The 22,089-nt window shown below is 58.3% G+C and carries 21 protein-coding genes, 4 tRNA genes and 1 pseudogene; 4 read left to right on the plus strand and 22 right to left on the minus strand.

Annotated elements, in window-relative coordinates; genetic code table 11:
- Window positions 1-5: 5 nt before the first annotated feature.
- The 9 genes and pseudogenes from BBBR_RS08460 to BBBR_RS08495 form a co-directional block, all read right to left on the minus strand.
- Window positions 6-923: a carbohydrate ABC transporter permease gene (locus BBBR_RS08460; protein WP_003829859.1), complete on the minus strand. Its 918-nt coding sequence runs from the start codon at window positions 921-923 to the stop codon at window positions 6-8.
- Window positions 924-943: 20 nt separating this feature from the next.
- Window positions 944-2,239, minus strand: a complete 1,296-nt coding sequence (locus BBBR_RS08465; RefSeq protein ID WP_003829858.1) for an extracellular solute-binding protein — start codon at window positions 2,237-2,239, stop codon at window positions 944-946.
- Between the two features lie 182 nt (window positions 2,240-2,421).
- On the minus strand, window positions 2,422-3,549 hold the full coding sequence (locus tag BBBR_RS08470; protein ID WP_003829857.1) for a LacI family DNA-binding transcriptional regulator: 1,128 nt from the start codon (window positions 3,547-3,549) through the stop codon (window positions 2,422-2,424).
- Between the two features lie 144 nt (window positions 3,550-3,693).
- Window positions 3,694-3,849 carry a hypothetical protein gene (locus BBBR_RS10965; protein WP_016462593.1) on the minus strand — a complete coding sequence of 52 codons (156 nt, stop codon included), beginning with the start codon at window positions 3,847-3,849 and terminating at the stop codon, window positions 3,694-3,696.
- Window positions 3,850-4,156: 307 nt separating this feature from the next.
- A tRNA-Ser gene (locus tag BBBR_RS08475) sits at window positions 4,157-4,243 on the minus strand.
- Window positions 4,244-4,354: 111 nt separating this feature from the next.
- Window positions 4,355-4,786 (minus strand): EamA family transporter, encoded by a 432-nt coding sequence (locus tag BBBR_RS08480; protein WP_134816823.1) that lies wholly within the window; start codon window positions 4,784-4,786, stop codon window positions 4,355-4,357.
- 32 nt (window positions 4,787-4,818) lie between these two features.
- On the minus strand, window positions 4,819-6,123 hold the full coding sequence (gene tnpB / locus BBBR_RS08485) for an IS607 family element RNA-guided endonuclease TnpB (RefSeq protein WP_003829854.1): 1,305 nt from the start codon (window positions 6,121-6,123) through the stop codon (window positions 4,819-4,821).
- Window positions 6,116-6,703, minus strand: a complete 588-nt coding sequence (locus tag BBBR_RS08490) for an IS607 family transposase (protein ID WP_003829853.1) — start codon at window positions 6,701-6,703, stop codon at window positions 6,116-6,118. The genes tnpB and BBBR_RS08490 overlap by 8 nt, the downstream gene beginning before the upstream one ends.
- A gap of 47 nt (window positions 6,704-6,750) precedes the next feature.
- Window positions 6,751-7,031 (minus strand): annotated as a pseudogene (locus BBBR_RS08495) (EamA family transporter); the annotation flags it as partial.
- 106 nt (window positions 7,032-7,137) lie between these two features.
- Between BBBR_RS08495 and dinB the strand changes: the two are divergent.
- A complete protein-coding gene (gene dinB, locus BBBR_RS08500; RefSeq protein ID WP_025300032.1) occupies window positions 7,138-8,412 on the plus strand; it encodes a DNA polymerase IV in 1,275 nt (424 codons plus the stop codon).
- Here dinB and dapC read toward each other — a convergent pair whose 3' ends face one another.
- From dapC to BBBR_RS08555, 11 genes are all read right to left on the minus strand, one after another.
- Window positions 8,413-9,600, minus strand: coding sequence for a succinyldiaminopimelate transaminase (gene dapC / locus BBBR_RS08505; protein WP_003829850.1), 1,188 nt, complete (start codon window positions 9,598-9,600; stop codon window positions 8,413-8,415).
- Between the two features lie 92 nt (window positions 9,601-9,692).
- Entirely contained in the window at window positions 9,693-10,013 is a 321-nt protein-coding gene (gene fdxA, locus BBBR_RS08510) for a ferredoxin (protein WP_003829849.1), read from the minus strand.
- A 64-nt stretch (window positions 10,014-10,077) separates the two neighbouring features.
- Window positions 10,078-11,604 (minus strand): amino acid permease, encoded by a 1,527-nt coding sequence (locus BBBR_RS08515; RefSeq protein ID WP_003829848.1) that lies wholly within the window; start codon window positions 11,602-11,604, stop codon window positions 10,078-10,080.
- Between the two features lie 161 nt (window positions 11,605-11,765).
- A complete protein-coding gene (locus tag BBBR_RS08520; RefSeq protein ID WP_003829847.1) occupies window positions 11,766-12,989 on the minus strand; it encodes a UDP-N-acetylmuramate dehydrogenase in 1,224 nt (407 codons plus the stop codon).
- Window positions 12,990-13,113: 124 nt separating this feature from the next.
- The gene (gene rpmG / locus BBBR_RS08525) at window positions 13,114-13,281 is read right to left on the minus strand and encodes a 50S ribosomal protein L33 (protein ID WP_007053013.1); all 168 of its coding nucleotides are present in this window, start codon (window positions 13,279-13,281) and stop codon (window positions 13,114-13,116) included.
- Between the two features lie 64 nt (window positions 13,282-13,345).
- Window positions 13,346-13,419, minus strand: a tRNA-Met gene (locus BBBR_RS08530).
- A gap of 4 nt (window positions 13,420-13,423) precedes the next feature.
- A tRNA-Thr gene (locus tag BBBR_RS08535) sits at window positions 13,424-13,495 on the minus strand.
- 1 nt (window position 13,496) lies between these two features.
- Window positions 13,497-13,578 (minus strand) — tRNA-Tyr (locus BBBR_RS08540).
- Between the two features lie 420 nt (window positions 13,579-13,998).
- Window positions 13,999-14,292, minus strand: coding sequence for a co-chaperone GroES (gene groES, locus BBBR_RS08545; RefSeq protein WP_003829844.1), 294 nt, complete (start codon window positions 14,290-14,292; stop codon window positions 13,999-14,001).
- 156 nt (window positions 14,293-14,448) lie between these two features.
- Window positions 14,449-15,648 (minus strand): magnesium transporter, encoded by a 1,200-nt coding sequence (locus BBBR_RS08550; RefSeq protein ID WP_003829843.1) that lies wholly within the window; start codon window positions 15,646-15,648, stop codon window positions 14,449-14,451.
- A gap of 51 nt (window positions 15,649-15,699) precedes the next feature.
- On the minus strand, window positions 15,700-16,365 hold the full coding sequence (locus BBBR_RS08555; RefSeq protein ID WP_003829842.1) for a GNAT family N-acetyltransferase: 666 nt from the start codon (window positions 16,363-16,365) through the stop codon (window positions 15,700-15,702).
- A 15-nt stretch (window positions 16,366-16,380) separates the two neighbouring features.
- Here BBBR_RS08555 and BBBR_RS08560 point away from each other — a divergent pair, with 15 nt between their 5' ends.
- The 3 genes from BBBR_RS08560 (at window position 16,381) to BBBR_RS08570 (ending at window position 18,022) form a co-directional block, all read left to right on the plus strand.
- Window positions 16,381-17,073 carry a 5-formyltetrahydrofolate cyclo-ligase gene (locus tag BBBR_RS08560; protein ID WP_003829841.1) on the plus strand — a complete coding sequence of 231 codons (693 nt, stop codon included), beginning with the start codon at window positions 16,381-16,383 and terminating at the stop codon, window positions 17,071-17,073.
- A 59-nt stretch (window positions 17,074-17,132) separates the two neighbouring features.
- Window positions 17,133-17,318: an FmdB family zinc ribbon protein gene (locus BBBR_RS08565; protein ID WP_014484273.1), complete on the plus strand. Its 186-nt coding sequence runs from the start codon at window positions 17,133-17,135 to the stop codon at window positions 17,316-17,318.
- Window positions 17,319-17,455: 137 nt separating this feature from the next.
- The gene (locus BBBR_RS08570; protein ID WP_003829839.1) at window positions 17,456-18,022 is read left to right on the plus strand and encodes an SAF domain-containing protein; all 567 of its coding nucleotides are present in this window, start codon (window positions 17,456-17,458) and stop codon (window positions 18,020-18,022) included.
- Window positions 18,023-18,261: 239 nt separating this feature from the next.
- Here the strand turns inward: BBBR_RS08570 and BBBR_RS08575 are convergent, their stop codons facing one another.
- Window positions 18,262-18,462, minus strand: a complete 201-nt coding sequence (locus tag BBBR_RS08575; RefSeq protein ID WP_003831504.1) for a hypothetical protein — start codon at window positions 18,460-18,462, stop codon at window positions 18,262-18,264.
- 2 nt (window positions 18,463-18,464) lie between these two features.
- Window positions 18,465-22,085 (minus strand): helicase, encoded by a 3,621-nt coding sequence (locus BBBR_RS08580; protein ID WP_032738297.1) that lies wholly within the window; start codon window positions 22,083-22,085, stop codon window positions 18,465-18,467.
- Between the last annotated feature and the right edge of the window lie 4 nt (window positions 22,086-22,089).

Below are 22,089 nucleotides of genomic sequence, written 5' to 3' on the forward strand. Positions count from 1 at the left end.
CCCCCTTAGTCTTCGGAACGCAGGATGCGGAACTGCAGCACGCTCACCAAGGCGATGATGATGAACAACACCCAGCTGGCGGCGGATGCGATGCCGTACTGGCCGAATCCGAACTTCTGGTAGACGTAGTATGCGGCCGACAGGGTGGAATCAAGCGGACCACCTTGTGTCATAACAAACGATTCCTCAAAGAACTGCAGGTAGCCGACTGACAGTAGCACCGCGCCGAGTAACAGTGTTGGCTTCATGAGCGGCAGGGTAATGGAGCGGAAGGTGCGCCATTTGCTCGCGCCGTCGATGGCGGCGGCTTCCTTGAGTTCTTCGGGGATGGCCTGCAATCCAGCGAGGAAGATAATCATCAGCGTGCCCATGTTACGCCAGACGGTCATGATCATCAGGGCAGGCAGAGCATAACGAGTCTCGTGCAGCCAGTCCGATCCCTGTACGCCGACGAGGGAAAGCAGGGAGTTGAGCAGGCCGTCTCCCTGCAGGATGTAGCGCCATACAACGGAGACGGCAACGACGCTGGCCACGACCGGCGCGTAGAACAGCGCACGGAAGAAGGCGTTCAGGTGCTGGGAGCCCTTGTTGAGTGCTACGGCGAACGCCAGAGCAATGATCATGGTGATCGGCAGACCGATGAGTACGAAGATGCCAGTGACACCAAGCGAATGCAGGAAGCGCTTGTCACTGAACAGGGCGATGTACTGGTCGAGTCCGACGAAGTTCACGTTGAACGGGGTACGCAGGTCGCGGGATGTGATGTCGGTGAACGACATCGCCATGGAGGAGATGAGAGGGATCAGCATAAATACGCAGAAGATGACCGCGAACGGCAGTGCAAATCCCCATGCAAGTAATGTCTGGCGGCGGCGAAGGGAGCTGCCGGCTCCCTTCTCCTGCGCCTTCGCGTGCTTGACCATTGCTGTATGTCCTGATGGACTCACTCGCCGATGCCGATGGAATCGGCTTCGGACTGCAGGCTCTTCAGACCATCGCCCACAGAAACCTGGCCCTTGGCAATCTGTTCGTAAATGCGGTCAGCTGCGGAGGAAACCTGTGCCCAAGTGGTAAAAGCAGGCACGCCCTGAGCATGTTCAAGCTGATCGCCAAATGCGGTTAATGTGGTGCTGGAGGTCAGTGCATCATTGTCCCAGGCGCTCTGAGCAGCCGGCAAATCGGAGGACAGGGTGTACCACTTAGCCTGCACGTCAGACCGGCTAGCCCACTGTATGAACTTCCATGCCGCCTGCTTATTCTTGGAATCCTTGAAGGTAACCAGACCGGAGCCACCGAGGTAGGAAGTACCCATGTCGGAGGAGTCGTCCATTGCGGGAAGCGTCACCGTTGCGTACTTGTCCTTGATGTCGTCGCCACCGAGTTCCTCGATCTGGCTGACAGCAGTGGGCCCTTGAAGCATCATCGGCGTGGTGCCGGCTACGAAGTCAGCGATGTCGGCACCGGCGCTCACGTCAGCATTGGCATCAGCGATACCGTCCTTGTAGAAGCCGGTGACATAGTCAAGAGCCTCGGTCATCGCATCACTGTCGATGGTCCACTTGGTCTGGCCGTCATCGGAGAGTGCAGCGCCTGCGGAGTAGGCGTATGGCAGGATGCCAATGAAGCAGTCCGTGCCAGAAGCACCGATACGCATGCCGTAATCGACGCCATCCACTTTCTGCATGGCTTCAGCCATCGTCTTGAGTTCGTCCCAAGTCTTCGGCGTTTCAGTGACGCCGGCTTTCTCAGCGATGTCGGTGCGGTAGTACAGCACGCGGGTGTCAACATACCACGGCACGCCCAACTGCCGATCTCCGACCTTGTAGTTGTCGGCCGGCCCTTCGAAAAATCCACTCATGTCAAAGTTGCCGGGGACCGTAGAGAAGGAATTGGAGAAATCGGCCATCCACGTGTTGCCCATCTGAGCAACGTCCGGGCCGTTACCCGCCGCGATGGCGGTCTGAATCTTGTCGTGTGCGGAAGACCACGGGATAGCGGTCACCTTCACAGTGACATCCGTATTCTCCTTCTCGAAATCCTTAACGAAGTCGCCAAGCAAATCACCTTCGTTACCCATAGCCCAGATGGTTAGATCGCCGGTGGCCTTAGCCGAATCGATTGTGGTCACGTCATCTGCACTGTCAGACGTAGCGCTAGTGCGTCCGCAGGCTGCGACGCTGGTCAGCATAGCCGCACTGGCGATGATGGCAGTCGCCATCTTGAACATGCTTCGCTTCATTCCTCGTTCCTCCTTGAACTGTTACTTCTCAACAATCTAACCGCGTAGATTGTGATTAATATTTAAGCGCATAGTTTTTTGTTTGTCAACTCGCGAACCGATTCGACACGACGAAACAGCATCAACAGTGACTCCCCTGCAGGAGGTCTCAAAAGCCTTATTTAGCCTTCTTCAAGAAATAATCAACACCCACAGCTGCCCCGCACGATGAGCTTGACCGGCAAACGGAACCGTTCGGGCTTGCCCCACGGCTCCCCTGCCTGCTCATCCAACAGTCGGGCCGCCAACTGCCCCAGCAGCTCCAAGGGCTGACGCACAGTGGTAAGCGTGGGAGTCAGCACCTGACCAGCGAGCACACCATCAAAACCAGTCAATATGACATCCTGAGGAACCCGGACACCGGCATCTCGAAGTACGCTCATGACTTCGAACGCAGTTTGATCGGTAGCGCATAGCAATGCCTGCGGCAACCGTCCAGCGTCTATTACCTCGCACAGATCTACGAACCACTCATGCGTGCCAGACACACTGTCATCAAGCGGCAAGTCCGGAACCCGCAACCCTTTCATTTTCAGTTTTGCCCGCATCGCAGCAAATCGATGACGAGAATCGTAGTTGTCCAGACTGCCCACAAACTCCATGTCATGCACGCCGTGGACATCAACCAGATGGTCAATCAGCTGGTTCATGCCAGTTTCGTTGTCACAAGAGATGTAGGCCGCAGGCTCGTCACCATCACCCTCGCTCAGACGCACGATAGGTATGCTTCGGCACAAAGCCTCCAATGGCATAGTGCTGGTGAATTCGTTTGGAAACACTGCTAAACCATCCACGCGACCAGCTACATCTGTGATACCCGCACCATCGTCATGCCGAATAGCAGTACCTAGCAGCACGGCACGATTGCGACGCCGGCATTCCAGCTCGAATCCACGCTGCACTTCATCCACATACAATGGGTACGACAACACACTCGGGCAATCAAAGCTCTCACCTGCGCGATTGGAGAAAATTGGTTTCCCATTCTCAGACACGACATCGTTGCCGCCAGAGCATGAATCGAAATCATCCTCATCGCCAAGCGGCCGCTCAATAAGCATGTCAAAGGAATACAGACCGAGCACGCCGGTGTTTCCGCGAGCCAAGCCACGAGCGTTGGCGCTGGGCACATAGTCAAGGTCTTTCGCCGCCCTGAGTACCTTCGCCCGGGTTGAAGGCTTGACCTTATCCGGGCGACGGAAAGTAAATGAAACCGTGGCGGTGGACACTCCCGCCTTCTTCGCCACGTCATACACCGTTGCCCTACGCATGATTCCTACTTTAATCGATTCCGGAGGTCAGCACACGTTCGACCTGAATCTAAAAAAGTTTTAGTGGCTTTCCTGTCAATCTCGCATGCATACTTCAGGTTACGGGCGCAGCACCCAATAATGGGTACCGCGCCTTAATGACCGCTACACGAGCAGTCTCAGCAACTGGTAAAGCTGCCATAGGCTGCGCACGTTGAAATGCATGCCATCCACCGTGGCGCACGCCTCGCCATCGCCCACATGGACAATGACGGTGCGACCGTTCACGGTCAGACCACCGTGCATCGTGATATGATTCATTTCGTAACCTTTGGTTAGGGGCGTAAGCCGATAACCACAACAAGGCCCGATGTTCGTAGCGTCGGGCCTTTTTGCTACCAGCTTCCGCCGGTAACGGCCCGTCATATCAACGGGGATGCCGCATGTTACGACATCACTATCCAATGTACCAGTTGCACGAACGCAGCCTGAATGCCTAGAGAACAACAACTGTTCATTCACCTGAGCTATAAGAGCTGACACGTCCATAAGCCGGTATTTATGTTCCTAGTGCGGTGGAGCAGGAAAACAGAAAGGGCCTCCGAGAAATCCCGAAAGCCCTTGCTCGCGGAGTCAGAGGGATTCGAACCCTCGAGCCGTTTACACGACTAACACCTTAGCAGGGTGCCCCTATCGGCCACTCAGGCATGACTCCACGTTACGCAATGAAGCGCAACAGCAAAACATCGTACCATGCCCTGCGGATACAACGTGCCGAATGCGTCCAAAAAAAAACGCAAGACGGCCTTGCCGGCCAGGCAGCCCGTCACTTGCCCTTGGCCAGGGACGCATCACCGGAAAAGGTGACGATCACGGCACAGATCACCAATGCGACGCCAATAACCTCACCGGTGTCTGGAATCTCGCCAAACGCCAGTCCCACAGCCACGGCCATCGCGGGGTTGATTGACTGCATGACCGAGAACGCTCCCGAGGTGGTGCGGCGCAACGTAATCTGTTCCACCGCATACGGGATGAAGGACGCCATCAGGGAAATCACAAACAGCAACGCCAACAGTTTCCATGGCCCGCCAGGAGCAAGCGCCCATGTGGCATCGGATTTCGGATGAATCACATGGCTCACAGCCGGCACGCCAAGGAACAACGACTGCACCAGCCAGCCGACGGCAACCGCGATGCACAGGTTGTCCAGCGAGTTGCCTCCGGACGCCACACGACGGCCTGTCACAATGTACACGCCGTTGTAGATGACTTTGTTTTAGCTTGTCGCTAGAGCGAAGTCATCTGCATGGCCTCGTTGCCGAGACCAGCTCCAAGTCTCACGCGACTCTCGCCGCCGCTTGGTTCGCGTTTCGCCGGATGCCGCATTGTCCCGCACTCAAGGCGGGTCTGTCTTCCGCTTCCTCCACGCGCGTTTAACGTCTCCGGGGCACTCCCGGCGACTTGGATGTTGATGGCCGCGTTCACATCACGGTCGATGACAAGCCCGCACTCCTCGCAATGGTAGACGCGCTCGGACAGGGGCAGCTTGGCTTTCACCGTCCCGCAGTTCGAGCAGGTCTTCGAGCTTGGATACCAGCGGTCGATGACGTGGAGCCTCGCGCCGGCGCGTGCGGTCTTGTAGGTCAGTAGGCGTCGGAACTCCGCGAACGCGGCGTCCTGAATCGATCGGGCGAGCCCGTGGTTTCCCACCATGCCCGCCACGTTCAAGTCCTCGATGCTGATGTCCGCGTAGGTATGGGCGAGCATGGCGGTGGTCTTGTTGAGCGCGTCCGAACGCAGGTTCGCCACCCGTGCGTATAGTCGGGCGACCTGCGCTCTCGCCTTGCGGCGGCGGTTGGAGCCTTTCCGTTTGCGGCTCAGGCTCCGTTGGGCTTTCTTCAACCGTCTGAGGTTCGATTTGAGTGCGTGCGGGTTGTGTATCACGGTGCCGTCCGACAATGCGGCGAGCTCCTTCACGCCCAAGTCGATGCCGACGCTCCCGCCTTTCGGCGGCGATGGAATCGGCAGGTCGGCGCGTTCGACGGTCAGGCTGGCCTGCCAGCGTCCACCACGCTTGGATACGCTCATGCGCAGCACCTTCGCGCCGTCCACTCGCCTGGACACGTCCTCCATGCAGTGCACGCGGCCTATCCTCGGGAGCCGCAGCGCATGAGGGTCACAGTCAATGAGACCAAACGAGCCCGTCGTGTACGCGAATCCGGGAACCGCCTTGTCCTTGGATTTGAAGCGCGGGAAGCCCATCCTGCGGCCTTTCCGTCGCCCCTTGCGGGACTTGGAGAAGTTCTTCAGGGCGTCGGCCAATGATTCGAGGCCGCTGTTGTATGACTCCTTGCTGTTCCTGGGCCACCATGGTTCTCCCGTGGTCTTGTCCATGGCGAGTGTGTTCTTGGCTTGGTTCCACCACCTGCGCAGCCCGTAGTACGACCATTCGGGTTTATCGCCGCGTTCGAGCATGTCCTTGACGTGCGCCAGCCCATTGTTGTAGGCGAATCGCGCCGCCCCGGCGTGCGATTCCAACAATCGTTCCTGCCGCGGAGTCGGGTCGAGCGCCACCTTGACCGCCTCAAGCATCGCGCGCCGCCTTCAACGCCGCGTCCGTCTTGCGCTTGGCCGCGCGACGCCCGTACAGCCGGGCGCAGAACGAGGTCAGCACCTCGGTCATGTCGCGCACCAGATCGTCGTCCGGCTCCGTGTCGTCCACCACGATGATTCGGCGTCCCTGCGCCTTCAACGCGCTCTCCACCAGCCCCGCGTTCATGCGGGCGAGCCTGTCCCTGTGCTCCACGATCAGCGTGCCCACGGTCGGGTCGGCCAATAGACGGTTGAGCCTGCGCCGCCTGTCGTCCATGCCGGAACCCGTCTCCGTGACGATTTCCGGCTTCTCTACTCCCATGCCAAGGGCGAACGCCTTCAACCGGTCGGCTTGACGTTGCAGGTCGTTCTTTTGGTCGCCGCTGGATACTCGCGCATAGCAGACGGTGCGGGGTCCCATGCTTTTCGATTGCGGCATGGTCTCGTATTTCGGGTCGTGGATGAGCCACATGCCGGTCGGCGTCTGTTCCACAGGAACGGGCATGGTGCCCTGACGGCACCATTTCCACACGGTCTGCGGATGCAATCCTTCCAGTCTGGCCCATTCCTTTACCAACATGAGATTTATTATAACATAGGATTACTTAAGAAAACAAAACAGTTCAGTAACAGGCAACAACCCCACATCGAGCCGCCGATAAGGATGGCAATCAAACCAATGAGAAAATTACCCTGTCCTGATGGGTTGGCCAGCAAAATCCCGGCCTGCGCCATAGCAACAGCATCACTGTCATAAACCCGACGCGATACCAGACCGAATACAACGGATCAAGCTGGGTGAATGCCAGTTTGGCAATGGCCATAGCCGTATAGATGACCAACGCCTCACCGATCACGATGCACACCACAGGAACGCGATCGAGGATACCGACCGCTGCCTTCTTCATAAGATTCACGCTACTCGCAGAGCCGGGACAGTACATAGTCGGAAGAGTTCGGCTCGGACAACGACATAATGTGGACGCCCCTATGAGACTGCTTACAATGGTGAGCATGAGCACCGCACCGAGACTTGAGGCCGCCAAGCGCGATTGGGGTCATGACGAGACCGGCTGCACCGTGCTGCATATCGATATGGATGCTTTCTACGCCTCGCTGGAAGTGGCCCGCAATCCCGGGCTGAAAGGCAAGCCAGTCATCATCGGCACCGGGCCGCGTTCGGTGGTATCCGCAGCGAGCTACGAAGCGAGACGCTACGGCATCAATTCGGCCATGCCGGCCGCCCGCGCCCATCAACTCTGCCCGGATGGCGTGTTCCTGCCGGTGGATATGGCGTACTACCGCATGATGTCGCACCGCATCATGCACGAGGTCTTTCTGACCATCACCGACCAGTTCGAACAGGTTTCGGTGGACGAGGGATATATGGATGTGTCCGGCGCGCTGCTGGAATGGGACAAACCGAGCGCAATCGGGGCATGGATACGGCAGCAGGTGGCCGAACGATTCAACGTGACTTGCTCGGTGGGCATCGCCTGCAACAAATTGGTGGCCAAAATGGCTTCGACCAACGCCAAGCCAAACGGCATGCTGCTCATTCCGGCGGCACGGTCGGCACAGTTCGTGCAGATGATGCCATTGCGCGGCATTCCCGGCATTGGACCGTCGCTGGAGAAACGGCTCAACGCCTGGGGTGTGCATTCCGTGGCCGAATTGGCACAAATGGATGAAGCCGCTCTCATACAGGCCACTGGATCGCCCGCCGCGGCGCGCGGACTGTGGGCGGCCTCGCATGGTCTGGATTCACGTGAGATCGCAACAACCCGCGAAGAGAAGTCCATCGGTTCAGAACGCACCTTGACCGAAGATACCCGTGACATGCACATCGTATGCCGGCTGCTGCGTTCAGCATGCGATGAAGTCGCCCGTACCTTGCGCCGCAAAGGATTGGTGGCTCGCACGCTGACAGTGAAATTGCGGTTCGCCGACCTGAGTTATCAGACCAGATCCTTCACCATGGAGCAGCCGACCGATACGGCAAGCACGCTGTATCCCGAATGCGTGCGGCAGTTGAAAATTATGCTTGGTATACCGGCGAACGCCGAACCGACCACTCCCCTGCCAAAACTCATCAGGCTGGCAGGCATGAGCACATCATCGCTCAGTGAGGCACATGCTACCGCAGTGCAGCCGTCATTAGACGATCTGCTCGAAGAGGCCGATGACGCACACGGGCAGACCACACAGGCGCGAATGCATGACGCCGAAGCCGCACTGGATGCCGTGCGCCGCAAATTCGGCAACACGGCGGCACAGTTCGGGGCGTAGTTAGGCCATCAGACGCTGGCATGCAGCGTCAATGGCATCATCGGTGGCGGTGGCGGAGAAACGCAGATACTCGGGGGCACCATAGAACTCGCCGGGGCTGGGAATGATGCCCAACTGGGCAAGCTCGGCCATATCCGACCAGCAATCACCAGACTTGGCCTTGACCCACACATACAGTGCACCTGACGGCATCTGAGCCTGATAACCATAGGCATTGAGCGCGTCGACCAATGCGACCAATCGACCCCGATAACGGTTCCACTGCGCATATACGGAGCCGGCGTCGTTCAGTCCTGCGGCCATGGCGGCCTGCACCGGCCCCGGAATGATCTGGCCAATCTGTTTACGATATTCGCCCATTTCGGCGACCAGCCGGTAATCGCCGGCAATCAGTGCGGTGCGATAGCCGGCCATGTTGGACTGCTTGGACAGCGAATACAGCACCAGGATGCCATCGGCCGAGCCTTCGCATACCTGCTGGTTGAGCGCACACGGCGTGGCGAACAGGCTGAACGCGGCATCAGAGGCGGGCTCGTTGGATGCCGCCGCAGGCCTGGAAGTCGTATTGCGCGCCGAACGCCAGTCCATAAGCGCGTAACATTCGTCGGAGAGCACTACTGCGCCAATGCGTCGGGCTGCAGCAACGATGTCGGCTAGCCAATCGGCGGAAATGACTTCGCCGGTCGGATTGCACGGCGAGTTAATCCAGATGGCTTTGACATTGGGAATGTTGACCCAGGAATCGACATCGGTCACGTCATCGACCTTGGCCACGGTAGCGCCGGCAAGCTGGGTGCCGATTTCATAAGTCGGGTAGGAAACCTTCGGCTGCACCACCACATCGCCCTCGCCAAGATGCAGCAAGCTGGCCATTAATGCCACTGCCTCTTTGGAGCCAACGGTGGGAATCACCGCCGCGTTCACGGCTTTCAAATCCACACCGCGCATATTGCGGAACCACGAATCTATAGCGGATTTCAAATCGACAGTGCCCGCCGTGACCGGGTATCCGTGGGCATTCGACGCATCCGCTGTAGAGGCCAACGCCTGCTGCACGGCGTCAGGAACCGAATCCACAGGCGAGCCGACGGACAGGTTGATCATGCCGCCCGGCACTGCCTTGGCCGCGGCCTTGAAACCGGCGATGCGTGACCAATCGTACGGCGACGAATATGCATGAAAGCCCATGGGAACCCTTTCTTGGACGATATGTTCCTAAGATACGACGAGCCCTCGGCCTATTGACCGAGGGCTTGCATTACATGATTGAGCGAATCAGCTCACTGATTCTGCGGCGGCAGCGCGGCCACCTGCTCGGGATCCTTGCCAATCGGACCATTGGCGGAAGCACCACCAAGATCGCCTACTTCGGCAAAGAAGCTGACGGCTGCGTCCTTGTACCAGGCCCACTCATCCGGCAGATCATCCTCATAGAAGATGGCCTCAGTGGGGCACACCGGCTCGCAGGCGCCACAGTCGACGCACTCGTTCGGATTGATGTACAGCGAACGAGAACCCTCATAAATGCAATCGACGGGGCACTCGTCCACGCAAGCCTTGTCCTTGACATCCACGCAAGGCTGAGCAATTACGTATGGCATGGAATTCTCCTTACGAACAACTTTCTACAAAAATACGCGCGCGTTAGGACGCGCCCCCGACACCTCAGCCGTTAACGGCCCGATCAGTCTCGTCAGATAGCGTTTCGCTCAAATCTCCCTTACCGAGACGAGCGTGCCAGTAACCATAGCTGAAGTAGATGGCGAAACCGATCACCAGCCACACTAGGAAACGAATCCAGGTGAGCACAGACAGGTTCAACATCAGCCAGAAGTTGGCCAAGGCAATCAGAATCGGAACCCACGGGTTGCCGGGCATTCTGAAGGCACGCGGCAATTCGGGGCGTTTCTTGCGCATAATCGGAATGGAGATGGCCACCAAGGTGAATGCGGACAGCGTACCGATGTTCACCATGTCAGAAAGCACGCCGATGTCGAACAGGGCAGCGACCAGGGCCACCACTACGCCCACAACAATCTGCAGAACGGCCGGGGTGCCATGCTTGCCGGTCTTGGACAGGCCACGCGGCAGCAGACCATCGCGGCTCATAGCAAAGACGATGCGGGTCAAGCCCAGCAGCAGCACCATAATCACGGTGGCCAAACCCAGCACAATACCAAAGCTGATAATCTTGGCGGCCCAGTCAGCCCCGACCAATTCGAATGCCGTGGCCAGAGACGGGCTATCTTGCTTGGCAAGATCCTTATAGGAGACCATGCCGGTGGTCACAATGGCCACGAGCATGTACATGACGATAATGAGCAGCATGCCGACACCGATGCCCAGCGGCACGTTCTTGTGCGGGTTCTTGGTCTCTTCGGAGGCGGTGGCCACCACGTCGAATCCCAGGAACGCGAAGAACACAAGCGCCGCACCAGACAGGATGCCAGGCACGCCGTAAATGGACGGGGTCATGCCAGTGGCCCATTGCCATAGCGGCTGCGCCATCTGAGCGCTGACGGCACCGTCGCCGGTAGTGGCTGCGGCCGGCTGGCTCGGTGGAATGAACGGGGTGAAGTTGGAGGCCTTGACGTAGAAGAAGCCGACAATCACCACAAACACCACGATGGCGATCTTGAGCACGGTCATCGCGCCATCCACACGAGCGCCAATCTTGGTGCCGAACACCAGCAACACGGTGAAGAACGCGACGATGATAATTGGCGCGAGGTCGAAGTTGAAGGAGCCTAGCGCCAGATCGGTATTCACGTTCCAACCCATCAGACGTATGAAATCGTTGAGATACACGCCCCAGTATTTGGCAATCACCGAACCGGCGAACAGCATTTCCAGAATCAGATCCCAGCCAATGATCCATGCCATGAGCTCACCCACTGTGGTATAGGTGAAGGTATAGGCGGAACCGGCCACTGGAATCATCGAGGCAAACTCGGCGTAACACATCACGGCCGCGCCGCAGACGATGCCGGCAATCAGGAAGCTGATGATCACGGCCGGGCCGGCGTGGAAAGCCGCCGCCTGCGCACCTACTGAGAAGATGCCAGCGCCCACGGCCACAGCCACACCCATGATGGACAGATCCCACCACGTTAGGCTGCGCTTGAGCTTGCGACCCTCTTCACCTGTTTCGGCAATGGTCTGTTCGACGGATTTCGTACGGAACAGTTGCATGATATTGCTCTCTTCTCCCCTGCCTACACGCCGGACGCGCGCAGCACTGAAAATGAGTATAAATGGGGGTGATTACGTTGTCCATCAATCCGTTATCCAGTGGAATCACTGGTTTGCCGGCCAAACGGCCAGGCGATCATCGCCAAGTTTTCTGCGGGGAATCACAGCACGCCGATACAGACCGGCTCCGGAACCAAGGTGACGCCGAATGCTTCCCGAACTGCCTGCTGCACGGCCCTTGCCAGGGCTTCGATGTCAGCGGCGCTCGCTCCCCCACGATTGGTCAGGGCCAACGTATGTTGCGTAGACAGACCTGCAGGGGTGTCCTGGCTGATCTTGTATCCCTTATGGCAGCCGGCATGATCGATAAGCCATGCGGCCGAGGTCTTAACACCCGGCGTTCCATCAGGCATGGTCACATCAAAACGAGGAGCATCCTCAGGCAATGCGGCAGCCTGCTGTGCGGAGAGTATCGGGTTCATGAAGAACGAACCACAGCTGTGGCGATTGTAATCAGGAGCGGGCAGCCCATCGCTGCCAGCCGGGATGCCGGCCTGATTGTTCAGGGCGGCGAGACGATCCAAATCAGCCAGAATATTGGCCTCACGCTTGGCGGTGGCCATATCGGGCAGTGCATAACGGGTGGGATCTTCGAGCATGCCCTTGGCGGCACGAACCGCAAGTACGGCCTTACGAATATCGGTGGTGGCCATGCGATCGCCCACCTCGACGCCGAGCGCCTTGGCTAATTGCCCATAGCCGACCGTGCCTTCAGCCGAATGGGTAAGGGCAAAGGTAACGGATAGCACCACATAACGCGGGGTCGGGAAGAACCGGTTGGCAGGCTTGCCGGGCCCGGCATACATGCTGGCCTTGAGTGCGGAGTAACGGTATCCGAACTGGAGATCGGCAGGAGTCAAATCGCGCGTGGTTTTGGTTTCGCGGTCCCAGACCTCCACCGATTCCACCGAAGTGGCAACCTCCTGGCCATAGGCACCGATATTTTGCACCACAGAGGCACCGACGGTGCCGGGAATGCCGGATAGTCCCTCAACGCCTTCAAGCCCGAGTTCCACGGTGAACGCCACAAAATCATCCCAGTTGGCGCCGGCCTCGGCATTGACATGAACCGTGCGATCGCCGCCTTCGACCGGTGCGGCCTCGTCCGGCACGGTGATCAGGCAGCGCGCATCTCGCACCACCACGCCGTTGAAGGGGTCATCGGAAACGAGCATATTGGAGCCTCCGCCGATAACAACCAAAGGAAGTCCTTTGGAATCGGCGTCTTCCACGGCCTCGATCAGTCCGACGCGCGTGGTCGGCTCGACGAAGTGGGCGATATGTCCGCCCACACCCATGGTGGTGATGTCTGCAAAGCTTGTCATGGCTTCCTATCTTAGTGTCGCACGAGCGATATCGAGGCAATCGTCGTCTGAGACAGCAGCAAGTCCCATACGCAAAAACCCGACCGCATGGGCCGGGTTCGAAACATAATGCTGTGCGCAGCAATCAACGAGTCTCGCGGTGCACAGTCTGCTTGCCGCAGCGCGGGCAGAACTTCTTCAGCTCGAGACGGTCGGGAGTGTTACGACGGTTCTTCGTCGTAATGTAGTTGCGCTCCTTGCACTCGGTGCAGGCCAGCGTGATGCCCGGACGGATGTCGGCGCTCTTAGCCATTGTCATTCACCTCTGTGTTCTTATAAGGTTTAGTGCGCGCCCACCGGTTAGCGGGCGCGATTTGTAGCGAGGAAGAGGCTCGAACTCTTGACCTTACGATTATGAGTCGTACGCTCTAGCCAGCTGAGCTACCCCGCCAGAGAGCCCCGAGTGAGAATTGGACTCACGACCTCTTCCTTACCAAGGAAGTGCTCTACCACTGAGCTATCGGGGCGTGGCGGATAGTGGATTCGAACCACTGAAGCACGAAGCGGCTGATTTACAGTCAGCTCCCTTTGACCGCTTGGGAAATCCGCCAGTCTGTTTCCCGCCGCGGTGTTTGACCTCAACAGGCAACTTGGCTATATAACCACAAAACCCAGACAAACGCAAATCGGTGCGACACTCCGCGAATTCCCGCGTTTTTCTCGGATCCACATAGGCCAGTCGGAGAAATCAGGAAGCGACCAAGACGACGCACTCTTCTTGGAGTCATCAGCACCGGCTTTCTTGCTGCCGGCATCGTTGGCGTTATCCGTAGAATCGGACTGTGCGGAGGCATCGTCGGATTGACCGTCAACGGCTGAGCTTTTTGGGGAGAATATGCATTCCCTCGGCCCCCTCAGTCGTCTACGGCGACAGTTCCCCTCAAAGAGGGGAGCCAAGACACACAAGACGCAAAAACCCCGACTGTCCGCAAGGAACAGTCGGGGTTGGTGAAGTTCTCTATACGATTAATCAGCCGAGAATGGCAAGAATGTCGCGGGAGGAGACGATGAGGTAGTCCTCACCCTCGTAGTGAACTTCGGTGCCGCCGTACTTGGAGTACAGCACCTTGTCGCCGACCTTGACATCCACCGGGATGCGCTCGCCCTTGTCGTCACGACGGCCCGGGCCAACAGCCAGGACTTCACCCTGCTGCGGCTTCTCCTTGGCGTTGTCCGGAATGTACAGACCGGATGCGGTCTGAGTCTCGGCCTCGGCCTGCTTGACGATGATCTTGTCTTCCAACGGTGTGAGCTTAATCGACACTGTGGGTCACCTCGTATCTACTCGTAGTTCTAATGCCGCGCCAGAACACCTCAAGAGGCTGACGATCACTTGCGTTGTCCCTTTGCGCTAGGACACATCGTAGCGCGATTGTTAGCACTCTGCCAACTCGAGTGCTAACGCTGTGAGAGAAATCCCTTAGTTGCCGCGGCGGGCAAGAATGGAATCGAGCCCCACGCTCAACGATTCAGACGTGGCGACCGGGGCCTGCACCTCAGCACGCTCCTCATGCTCATGGAAGGATTCCGGCTGCGCAGCACTGTGATCCGCTTGAGCCTTGGCTGCCGAGGCGTCGTCGGAAGCCTTGACGGCCTTGGCCTCATCAATCAGCTTGTTCACCATCTCAGGCTCGGCGGGAGTGGCTTTGGACACCTGACGCGTCGACTTGATTTCCAAGCTTTCCGGAGCGTTATCTTCAGCATGGTCCGCCCCCAGAGAGAAGGAGATGAGATCCTGGGAGGTGGCCATATCGAACACATCCAGCGCACGGGCCGGCTGAACGGAAGCGAGCTCCGACGTGGCATCGTCCGCAACGGAGTCATGCGCATCGCGCTCATCGCGTACCGTCAGGGAAGGTGTCTCCGCTTCGGAATGGTCGGCAGCCTGCGGCGCAGCAGCCTCCCGATCGGCCTTGGCTTGTGCTTCACGCAACGCCTTGGCCTTGGCCTGCTCGACTTCAGCGTCATGCAGCACGCGGCGAATCTGACGCTGTTCCATCACTTCGGTGGCAGCATCATCTGCACGACTCGTCTGAACGGCCGGAGCGGCGGACTCGGCAGCATGGTTCTTAGCCGGAGAATCAATCTGCCCCTGCCGAGTAGGAGTTGCAGACGTCTTCTTCTGCTCATAGCGGGACACCCTGCGTTCCCACTGACGGGCCTGACGTGCGGCATTCGCACCCATTGCCAGCACCGCTGCGGTCAGGGCCAAAGGAATCAAAGCGAACAACGGGCTGTAATGCACGATGAACGCCAACGCAAATACCACTATGGCCACGGCGAGAAGGCTGGCCACCAGAATCTGGCGACGACGGATGGATTCACGGCGCAATTCGCGTATATGCGCGATATGCTCGGTCGTCAGCCGGGCTGACTGTGTCGATGCTGGCATTGCTGCCCCTTTCGCCTGATACGGCTCGATATCGCCGAATCGTCTACCGTCTTCCGCTTCCACAATACGCAGGGACGGCGAATAACGATCTTGCCGATGCTCAGCCGCGCGCTTCATGCCGTTAGCCGTACGCGCGGGCAACCATACAGCGATGGCAATTATCACAATCACCAAGACGACAACCGTGCTCAGTGACTCGTAACCCATACCGTCAAGAATAGGAGACATATTGACCGAACCAGCACTTCCCGCTCGGGCGTGTCGGGAGTATTAGGAGATTTATTGGAGGTTTTGCGAGGCCAATCGATTGGCGAACCCTTGCCCGGCATCCTCGGCCAACAGCGCAAAGGTCACGTGGTCTCGCCACTGACCATTGACGTACATATAGCGCTCGCGCAGTCCTTCATGATGGGCCCCGACCTTGCGCACCACCGCTAAAGAGCGCGCATTGTCCGGCAAAATGGCGATTTCCAGCCGGTGCAGAACCGGGCCAAAGGGATCCGTCAGTGCCCAGTCGGCGAGCAAAGCCACGGCCATGGGGGCAAAACCATGACCAGCGTAACACTGGTCAACCCAATAGCCAACCACACCGGTGCGCATGGATCCGTAGGAAATCGCCCCCAACGATATCTGGCCCACAATGCGCATCTGGTATTCGATGGCGAACAACGCCCCCACCCCATGCTGCTCGTTACGGCGCTGGCGCTGAATCCACTGATTGAAGGTGATGAATCCGCCATGCACCGGATCTCCTGATTCCCACGGGGCAAGCCAATCATTATTGCGCCACCGCACCTCATTCCACTCTTCCTCGTCGTCCAAGGTCAGCGGCCTAAGCGTTATGGGAAAAGCAGGATGGGAAAGACGAGGCATACGAATCTGATGATCCGGCTTGAACGCCTCTTTGATGGATTGGAAAACTGACACGGCCTTTATTGTAGCCATGCTAGGTTGTGCGGTATGGATAAGGCAACGCTACGGCACAGATTGCTGGCTCAACGAGCTTTGATTACGCCTGAGGCCCGGCTTGCAGCAGGAGAAAAACTGGTTCATCAGTTTCCCGCATACGTGTTGGATCGTCCCTGTATTCACTACGGCTCCGCTCCACTGACGGTGGCGGCATATGTGTCGATGGGATCCGAGGTTGAGACTCGTCCGCTGTTGGCTTGGCTGCTAGCGTCAAGAATCCGCGTGTTGGTTCCGTTGTTGGGATCCGGCCTGGATATCGGGTGGAGTGCACTGGATTCGATGGAATCACTGCATCCAGTGGCGGGTTCTGGACACCGGCGGCCTGACGAGCCGCAGGGAACTCCATTGCCGCCTGAAGCGTTGCACGATGCCAACCTGATTATCGCTCCCGCATTGGCTGTCGACCGGCATGGCAATCGGCTGGGACGCGGGGCCGGCTGGTATGACCGCGCATTAGTGAATCGTCGGCCCGGCTGCCCGATCATCGCAGTGTGCTGGCCTTGGGAGGTGGTGGACGACGATGAGTGGATCGCGGACCCCCACGATGTGCCAGCGGATGGCGTGCTGACGCCGGAAGGATACCGGCAGCTGCAGGATTACCGGCGAATACCGAACATAAGACGGCTTTTATCTCGCCTGCGTATGCCTGCAGGGCAAAGTGTCAGGGCGGCGACTAGGATATGAACGGTTGTCCAGCATGACGACAATGCCTATGCGTGAGAATTGACTTGTGGAGGAATCCGTTGCCTACTTATCACTACCGCTGCAAGAACTGCGGCTATGACTTCACTGAACAGCAGTCGTTCAACGACGACCCGATCACCGTATGCCCGAAGTGTGCTCAGGAGCAGGTGCGCAAGGTGTATTCGGCCGTACCGATCGAGTTCAAAGGCCACGGTTTCTACCGCACGGATAAGTCCGGCAAGTAGAAAAACCGACCTGACAAGCTGGAACCACAATGGTCGTTTCAGCTTGCACCGAGAGATAAGCGCAAGTCACCATGATGTTCATGGTGACTTTTTCTATATTCACGCCACCCACGCATGGCTTACTACGGCGCCGTCGTATGCTGCATGCCGCGCGCAGGTGCATTGCCGCGTTCTGCGCCGGTTTGGCCGTGCTGTTTGGATTGGGAACAGTACTGGCTCAGGTGCAGACCGCTCCAGTGGTGATTGCCGACCGGCCTATTGCGCGCGGCGAGATAATCTCCAGCGCCGATATCAGAGTGGAGCTACTGCCGGTCAGTACGGTTGGATCGTCTTATGCCACAGATGCCGATGAGATCACTGGACTGATTGCGCAGATTGATATTGCGGTCAATGATCCCATCTCTACGCATATGGCACGAGATGCACCACTGCCGCCCACCGGCACCACGGTGATTGAAGTGCGGTTGGCCAGCAATCCAGATGATCTCTTGCCCGGAGACAACGTGCAGCTGGTGTCCGCCGTGGGATGCGCCGGGGAGGATTGCGTGCTCGCTGAGGAGGCGCTGGTGATGGCCATTGGCGAGGCTGAAGCATCGTCACTTGGGAGCAATGAACGACAGGTCTCATTTGCTATGAAGCCTCATGCCGCGGCTGCAGTAATGGAGTTGCAGCAAGCCGGCGCGATAGTCGCCGTGATGCGGTGACTGTCTCTTGCTCCCGCCGGCGGGAGCTGGCTCGCGAAGCGAGACTGAAGGTGGACTGTTCTCCCAACCACCCCAGTCGGCTTTATCGACAGCTCCCGCCAGAGAGGGCGACTAGCGCTTGTCGTTGAACACAGCCCAGTGAGCTGAGCCGTATAGCAGACAGCCCGGTGGGCTGTCTGTAGGCGAAGTGAGCGGCTGCACTACAAGCAGCCGCGAAGGCCGCCTCATTGGGCTGACGTTCAACGCTTGTCGTTGAACACAGCCCAGTGAGGCGGCAACTCGCCGAGAATGCGCTTGTCATCGTCGGCTCGACGCTGCTGGTCGGTTTGCATGTCACCAGGCTCGAGCTTGACACCGTCTGCATCGAAGCTTTCAGTGCCCTTCATCACCACTCGTTTATGTTTGCGTGGGGTGCGCCTTGTAGCCGAATATTCCGCCATGTCTACTCGACTTCGCGATAGATCTCGCCGATACGGGCCACGATGCGATCGACTTCCTTATCCGGGTTCACGAATGCCGCAACGCTCCATACACTCATGACATTCCAACCTAGGGAAATCAAATCCTGTGCCGATAGGCGATGACGCTTGCGCGTGGACTGCACGGACATGAAGCTGGCATCATCGGTCTGCACCGCCAACGCGAACGGGCGACCCTTAAGACCGACGACCAAGGGGATCCTTGAGCCCCTATCGAAACCGTAATTCACAGCCGCTTCAAGACCGCGCGCCCGCAGACGCTCGGCGATATCTTCGAACAGTACGTTCTGACCGGCATCATCACGCGTCGGCAATATCGGACGATCGTTGAATTGCTCAGCCCAGGCCAGCATGGTCTTCAGGAATCGTGGGCCCTGCTGGTGGAGACGCTCATCCTCCATATCCTGAGAGCCAAACGCCGAGACGATATCCAAGTTGCGGTCGGCAAGCGCCAATGCGTCGAGCAGCATGCCACGTCCGCCCTCGTGCTCCACCACACCGAACTGCTGCAGCAAGCGACCATGCACCGTCTTGGCATAGCACAGGGACAGAATCACGTCGGTGGCCTGGCAACCCGCCACGTCACGCAGCGGAACCAGCCGCACATGCCGCAGGAATCGGCCCATCGGCTTGTTCTTGGAGGCCAACGACTTCAATTCCGCGCCCAGACGAGTGCGGAATACATCAGTCAGCGTCACCACGGTCAGCACATAGCTGGAAGGCACCACAGTAAAGCTGGCAGCCCGCTGAGTGATAAGGTGCACCACCTTATCAATCTCCTGTTGGCTGGATTCCACAAGACCAGACAGCATGACCGGTACGCCGTTGGCGTCCTCGACCGAATGGAAACGCACCTTGCCTGATGCCGGCTCAGTCGCCACATCATACCGAACCGAACCATAGCCCTCAGATTCAAGGAATGCAGCGAGACGCGGGTCGCGGCGGGTCGGAGCGGACTCCACTTCAACATGAGGAAGCAAATCAATCAGTTGCTTCATGGATTCACTGGTCACCGTAGCGCAATGGGCAATCACCACTACCTGACGCACACGGCCAAGAATCGAAAGCAATTCAATGGATGGAATATGCGCGCAGGCATCCACAATGGCCACATCCGCAATAACCGCGGGGTCGGTGAGTGCGGCCAAAGTGCCCGGCGTCGCCACGAGTATCGGCTTGGCAGCAGCCAAAATCTCCGGATAGTCACGGCGAATACGACTAAGCGACACATGGGCACGACCGGCTAACACCGTATGCAACTGGTTGGCCTCCTGTGTATGGGAGAACAACATATCGCACAAACGCCGCATCGATTCCTGAGATACCATCGGCCCCACGGAACGCACATGCTCCACATCGACCTGGGCGAACCGGTCGGATGCGGTTTGCAATGCGGAACCGTCCTGGTTGGAAATGATGGCGGACGAACGCACGATATCCTCAAACACCGTGGTCCACCATGCCAGTTGCACTTCGCCACGAATCTGCGGCACACTCACCTGACGAGTATGCAGATCCTCGACCAATTCGTTCAGTCCGACACCGGCGAATTCATGTTCCAAGCGGCATCGTTCCGGCAAGGTATCAAGAGCCTTACGGTCATCAAGCAAGGCCTTCAGACGCACCTCGACAGTATTGAAATCGGTGGATCCCAAATTGCCGCCCGCTGGAGTCGTGGCGAGCACGGTGTCGAGCGCAGTCATGTTGCTGACCATCGCGTCCAATGTGGTGATGATGTCATCCAGCTTGGTGGGGAGCACCGGCCATCCGCCGTGTGGCACGAACTGCCTCCACTGCTCCGACTGCCGAGCCACTACTTTGAGCGCTTCATGCAGGTCTTCCACCTGGGCACCCACGCGCAGCAGACCCTTGGCCTCCTTGATATGACGACGCCGCTCCCAGAAGCCCATCGCGCTTCCTTCAGCCTTGCGCTGAGCCTTGGGCTTGGTCGCTTCAATCATCGAATCGATGTCGCGCTCGAAAATCTCCGGCTGGAACACGTCGAGCACGCGGCGCAGGTTCTTGAGCACGGTGACCTGGCGCTCCCATTCGCGGATGGTCGAGGGAACGGGGAATCCGCACGTCTGTACGGTACGAGCCACCTGCTCACGGGTTGCGGGAAGGAACCGACGCAGCAAATCATCCACGCGCTGGTAGGCTGTCACTGCCTCCTCCTCGGTGTTCAGGGAGGCCTTGTACCAGGCGGTATCATCCGGCCCGATGGAGAATTCGCCGAGTTCACCGGCCCGCTCCAACTTGCCGACCCATGCTTCCATATCGCCGGCAACGGCAATCGCGCTCTGTTCAGTCAGGCGGATATGCGTGGCGGGATGCGTGGGCAGCACGGAGATGCGAGCCAGATTCTGAATCGTCTCGTAAGCAGATACGTTCCACTTATCGTTCACCCCGTGCAGGTCGCCCAGGTACCGGGTCAGACGAGAACGCACGCCAACAAGTTCATCAGCAAGCTGGTCGAAACGCTGTGTGGCTACACCCTGCTGGAATCCCACAGCGGAAATCAACTGCTTGTCAATGGCGGCGTTGGCCTGCGCATCAGCCACATCCAACATCTGAGCCTTCAGCTCATTGGCGGACACGGCTTGCATAAACAGTCGCTTCTGTTCGGCGACACCCGGCACATACAGCACCGACCGACCACTCATCAGGCAGCGCGAAGCGACGGCTACCGCCTGCTCTGCCGTGCCTTTGGGGAACTCTCCGTCAATGACGATGCTATGGCCCGCGGCTGCAAGCGATGCGGCATATCGCACGGTGTTGTCGACATCGCCTACCTCAAATTCCGCATGCGGATCTGCATCGAACGGGCTGTACTGCGCAAGATCGGCATCTTTGAGGGACGACTGCGCATGTTCGTTACCAGCGAGTGCATCAAGCAGCACATTGTCACTTTCGCCGTTCTCCAGCTGGTCGATGAAGCGCTGGCTTTCGGCAATCATCAACGATGAGGGATCCACAAAGCAGCCCAGCACGATTTGGCGCTCGATATTGAAGTCAGGAATGCGTTCCACGGCTTCCGCCGTGATTCTGGCGAACATAGCCGAGGTTTCAGGCTCGCCACTGTCATAGCTGGAACCGTCAAACAGAGAATCCTCGTCAACATATACCCGCTGCTCTCGCAGCACATTGACGAATGCCGTATTCAACTTCACACGGCCGGTGAACTGCACAGTGGCGGCGGATTCTTCCTTGGGCACCGTGACGTTGACCGGATACAGCAGCACGGGCAGTGCATTGCCCTTCCACGTGGCCACACCGACCACCAACGAAAGCTCGGCCACTCCGGACACACGTCGCTTGGCGGTCTGGTCATCCATGACCCGAGACAAGTGCCGTTCCGCCGCCTTCAACACCCCGGCATCACGGAACAGCGAGTCCAAGCGAACATGTCCCGAAGCGAACAATTGTGCAATGCCGGACGGATGGGCATGCGTCATATCAAGTTTGGCCACCAGCTGGTTCGCGTCCTCCAACGGAGAGGGGGCCAACATGCCGCGATACTGGTCACGCCAGTGACGGATGCGGTTCAGACCGTTTTCAGCATTCTGATCCTGCGTCTGGGTCATCTCT

The sequence above is a fragment of the Bifidobacterium breve DSM 20213 = JCM 1192 genome (genome assembly GCF_001025175.1).
Taxonomy (GTDB): domain Bacteria; phylum Actinomycetota; class Actinomycetes; order Actinomycetales; family Bifidobacteriaceae; genus Bifidobacterium; species Bifidobacterium breve.

Bases quoted from the DNA above. Each gene is read 5' to 3' on its own strand.
- BBBR_RS08460 (WP_003829859.1), bottom strand. From the start codon at position 923: ATGGTCAAGCACGCGAAGGCGCAGGAGAAGGGAGCCGGCAGCTCCCTT.
- BBBR_RS08465 (WP_003829858.1), bottom strand. From the start codon at position 2,239: ATGAAGCGAAGCATGTTCAAGATGGCGACTGCCATCATCGCCAGTGCG.
- BBBR_RS08470 (WP_003829857.1), bottom strand. From the start codon at position 3,549: ATGCGTAGGGCAACGGTGTATGACGTGGCGAAGAAGGCGGGAGTGTCC.
- BBBR_RS10965 (WP_016462593.1), bottom strand. From the start codon at position 3,849: ATGAATCATATCACGATGCACGGTGGTCTGACCGTGAACGGTCGCACC.
- tnpB (WP_003829854.1), bottom strand. From the start codon at position 6,123: ATGCTTGAGGCGGTCAAGGTGGCGCTCGACCCGACTCCGCGGCAGGAA.
- BBBR_RS08490 (WP_003829853.1), bottom strand. From the start codon at position 6,703: ATGTTGGTAAAGGAATGGGCCAGACTGGAAGGATTGCATCCGCAGACC.
- dinB (WP_025300032.1), top strand. From the start codon at position 7,138: ATGAGCACCGCACCGAGACTTGAGGCCGCCAAGCGCGATTGGGGTCAT.
- dapC (WP_003829850.1), bottom strand. From the start codon at position 9,600: ATGGGCTTTCATGCATATTCGTCGCCGTACGATTGGTCACGCATCGCC.
- fdxA (WP_003829849.1), bottom strand. From the start codon at position 10,013: ATGCCATACGTAATTGCTCAGCCTTGCGTGGATGTCAAGGACAAGGCT.
- BBBR_RS08515 (WP_003829848.1), bottom strand. From the start codon at position 11,604: ATGCAACTGTTCCGTACGAAATCCGTCGAACAGACCATTGCCGAAACA.
- BBBR_RS08520 (WP_003829847.1), bottom strand. From the start codon at position 12,989: ATGACAAGCTTTGCAGACATCACCACCATGGGTGTGGGCGGACATATC.
- rpmG (WP_007053013.1), bottom strand. From the start codon at position 13,281: ATGGCTAAGAGCGCCGACATCCGTCCGGGCATCACGCTGGCCTGCACC.
- BBBR_RS08550 (WP_003829843.1), bottom strand. From the start codon at position 15,648: ATGTCTCCTATTCTTGACGGTATGGGTTACGAGTCACTGAGCACGGTT.
- BBBR_RS08555 (WP_003829842.1), bottom strand. From the start codon at position 16,365: ATGGCTACAATAAAGGCCGTGTCAGTTTTCCAATCCATCAAAGAGGCG.
- BBBR_RS08560 (WP_003829841.1), top strand. From the start codon at position 16,381: ATGGATAAGGCAACGCTACGGCACAGATTGCTGGCTCAACGAGCTTTG.
- BBBR_RS08570 (WP_003829839.1), top strand. From the start codon at position 17,456: ATGCTGCATGCCGCGCGCAGGTGCATTGCCGCGTTCTGCGCCGGTTTG.
- BBBR_RS08575 (WP_003831504.1), bottom strand. From the start codon at position 18,462: ATGGCGGAATATTCGGCTACAAGGCGCACCCCACGCAAACATAAACGA.
- BBBR_RS08580 (WP_032738297.1), bottom strand. From the start codon at position 22,085: ATGACCCAGACGCAGGATCAGAATGCTGAAAACGGTCTGAACCGCATC.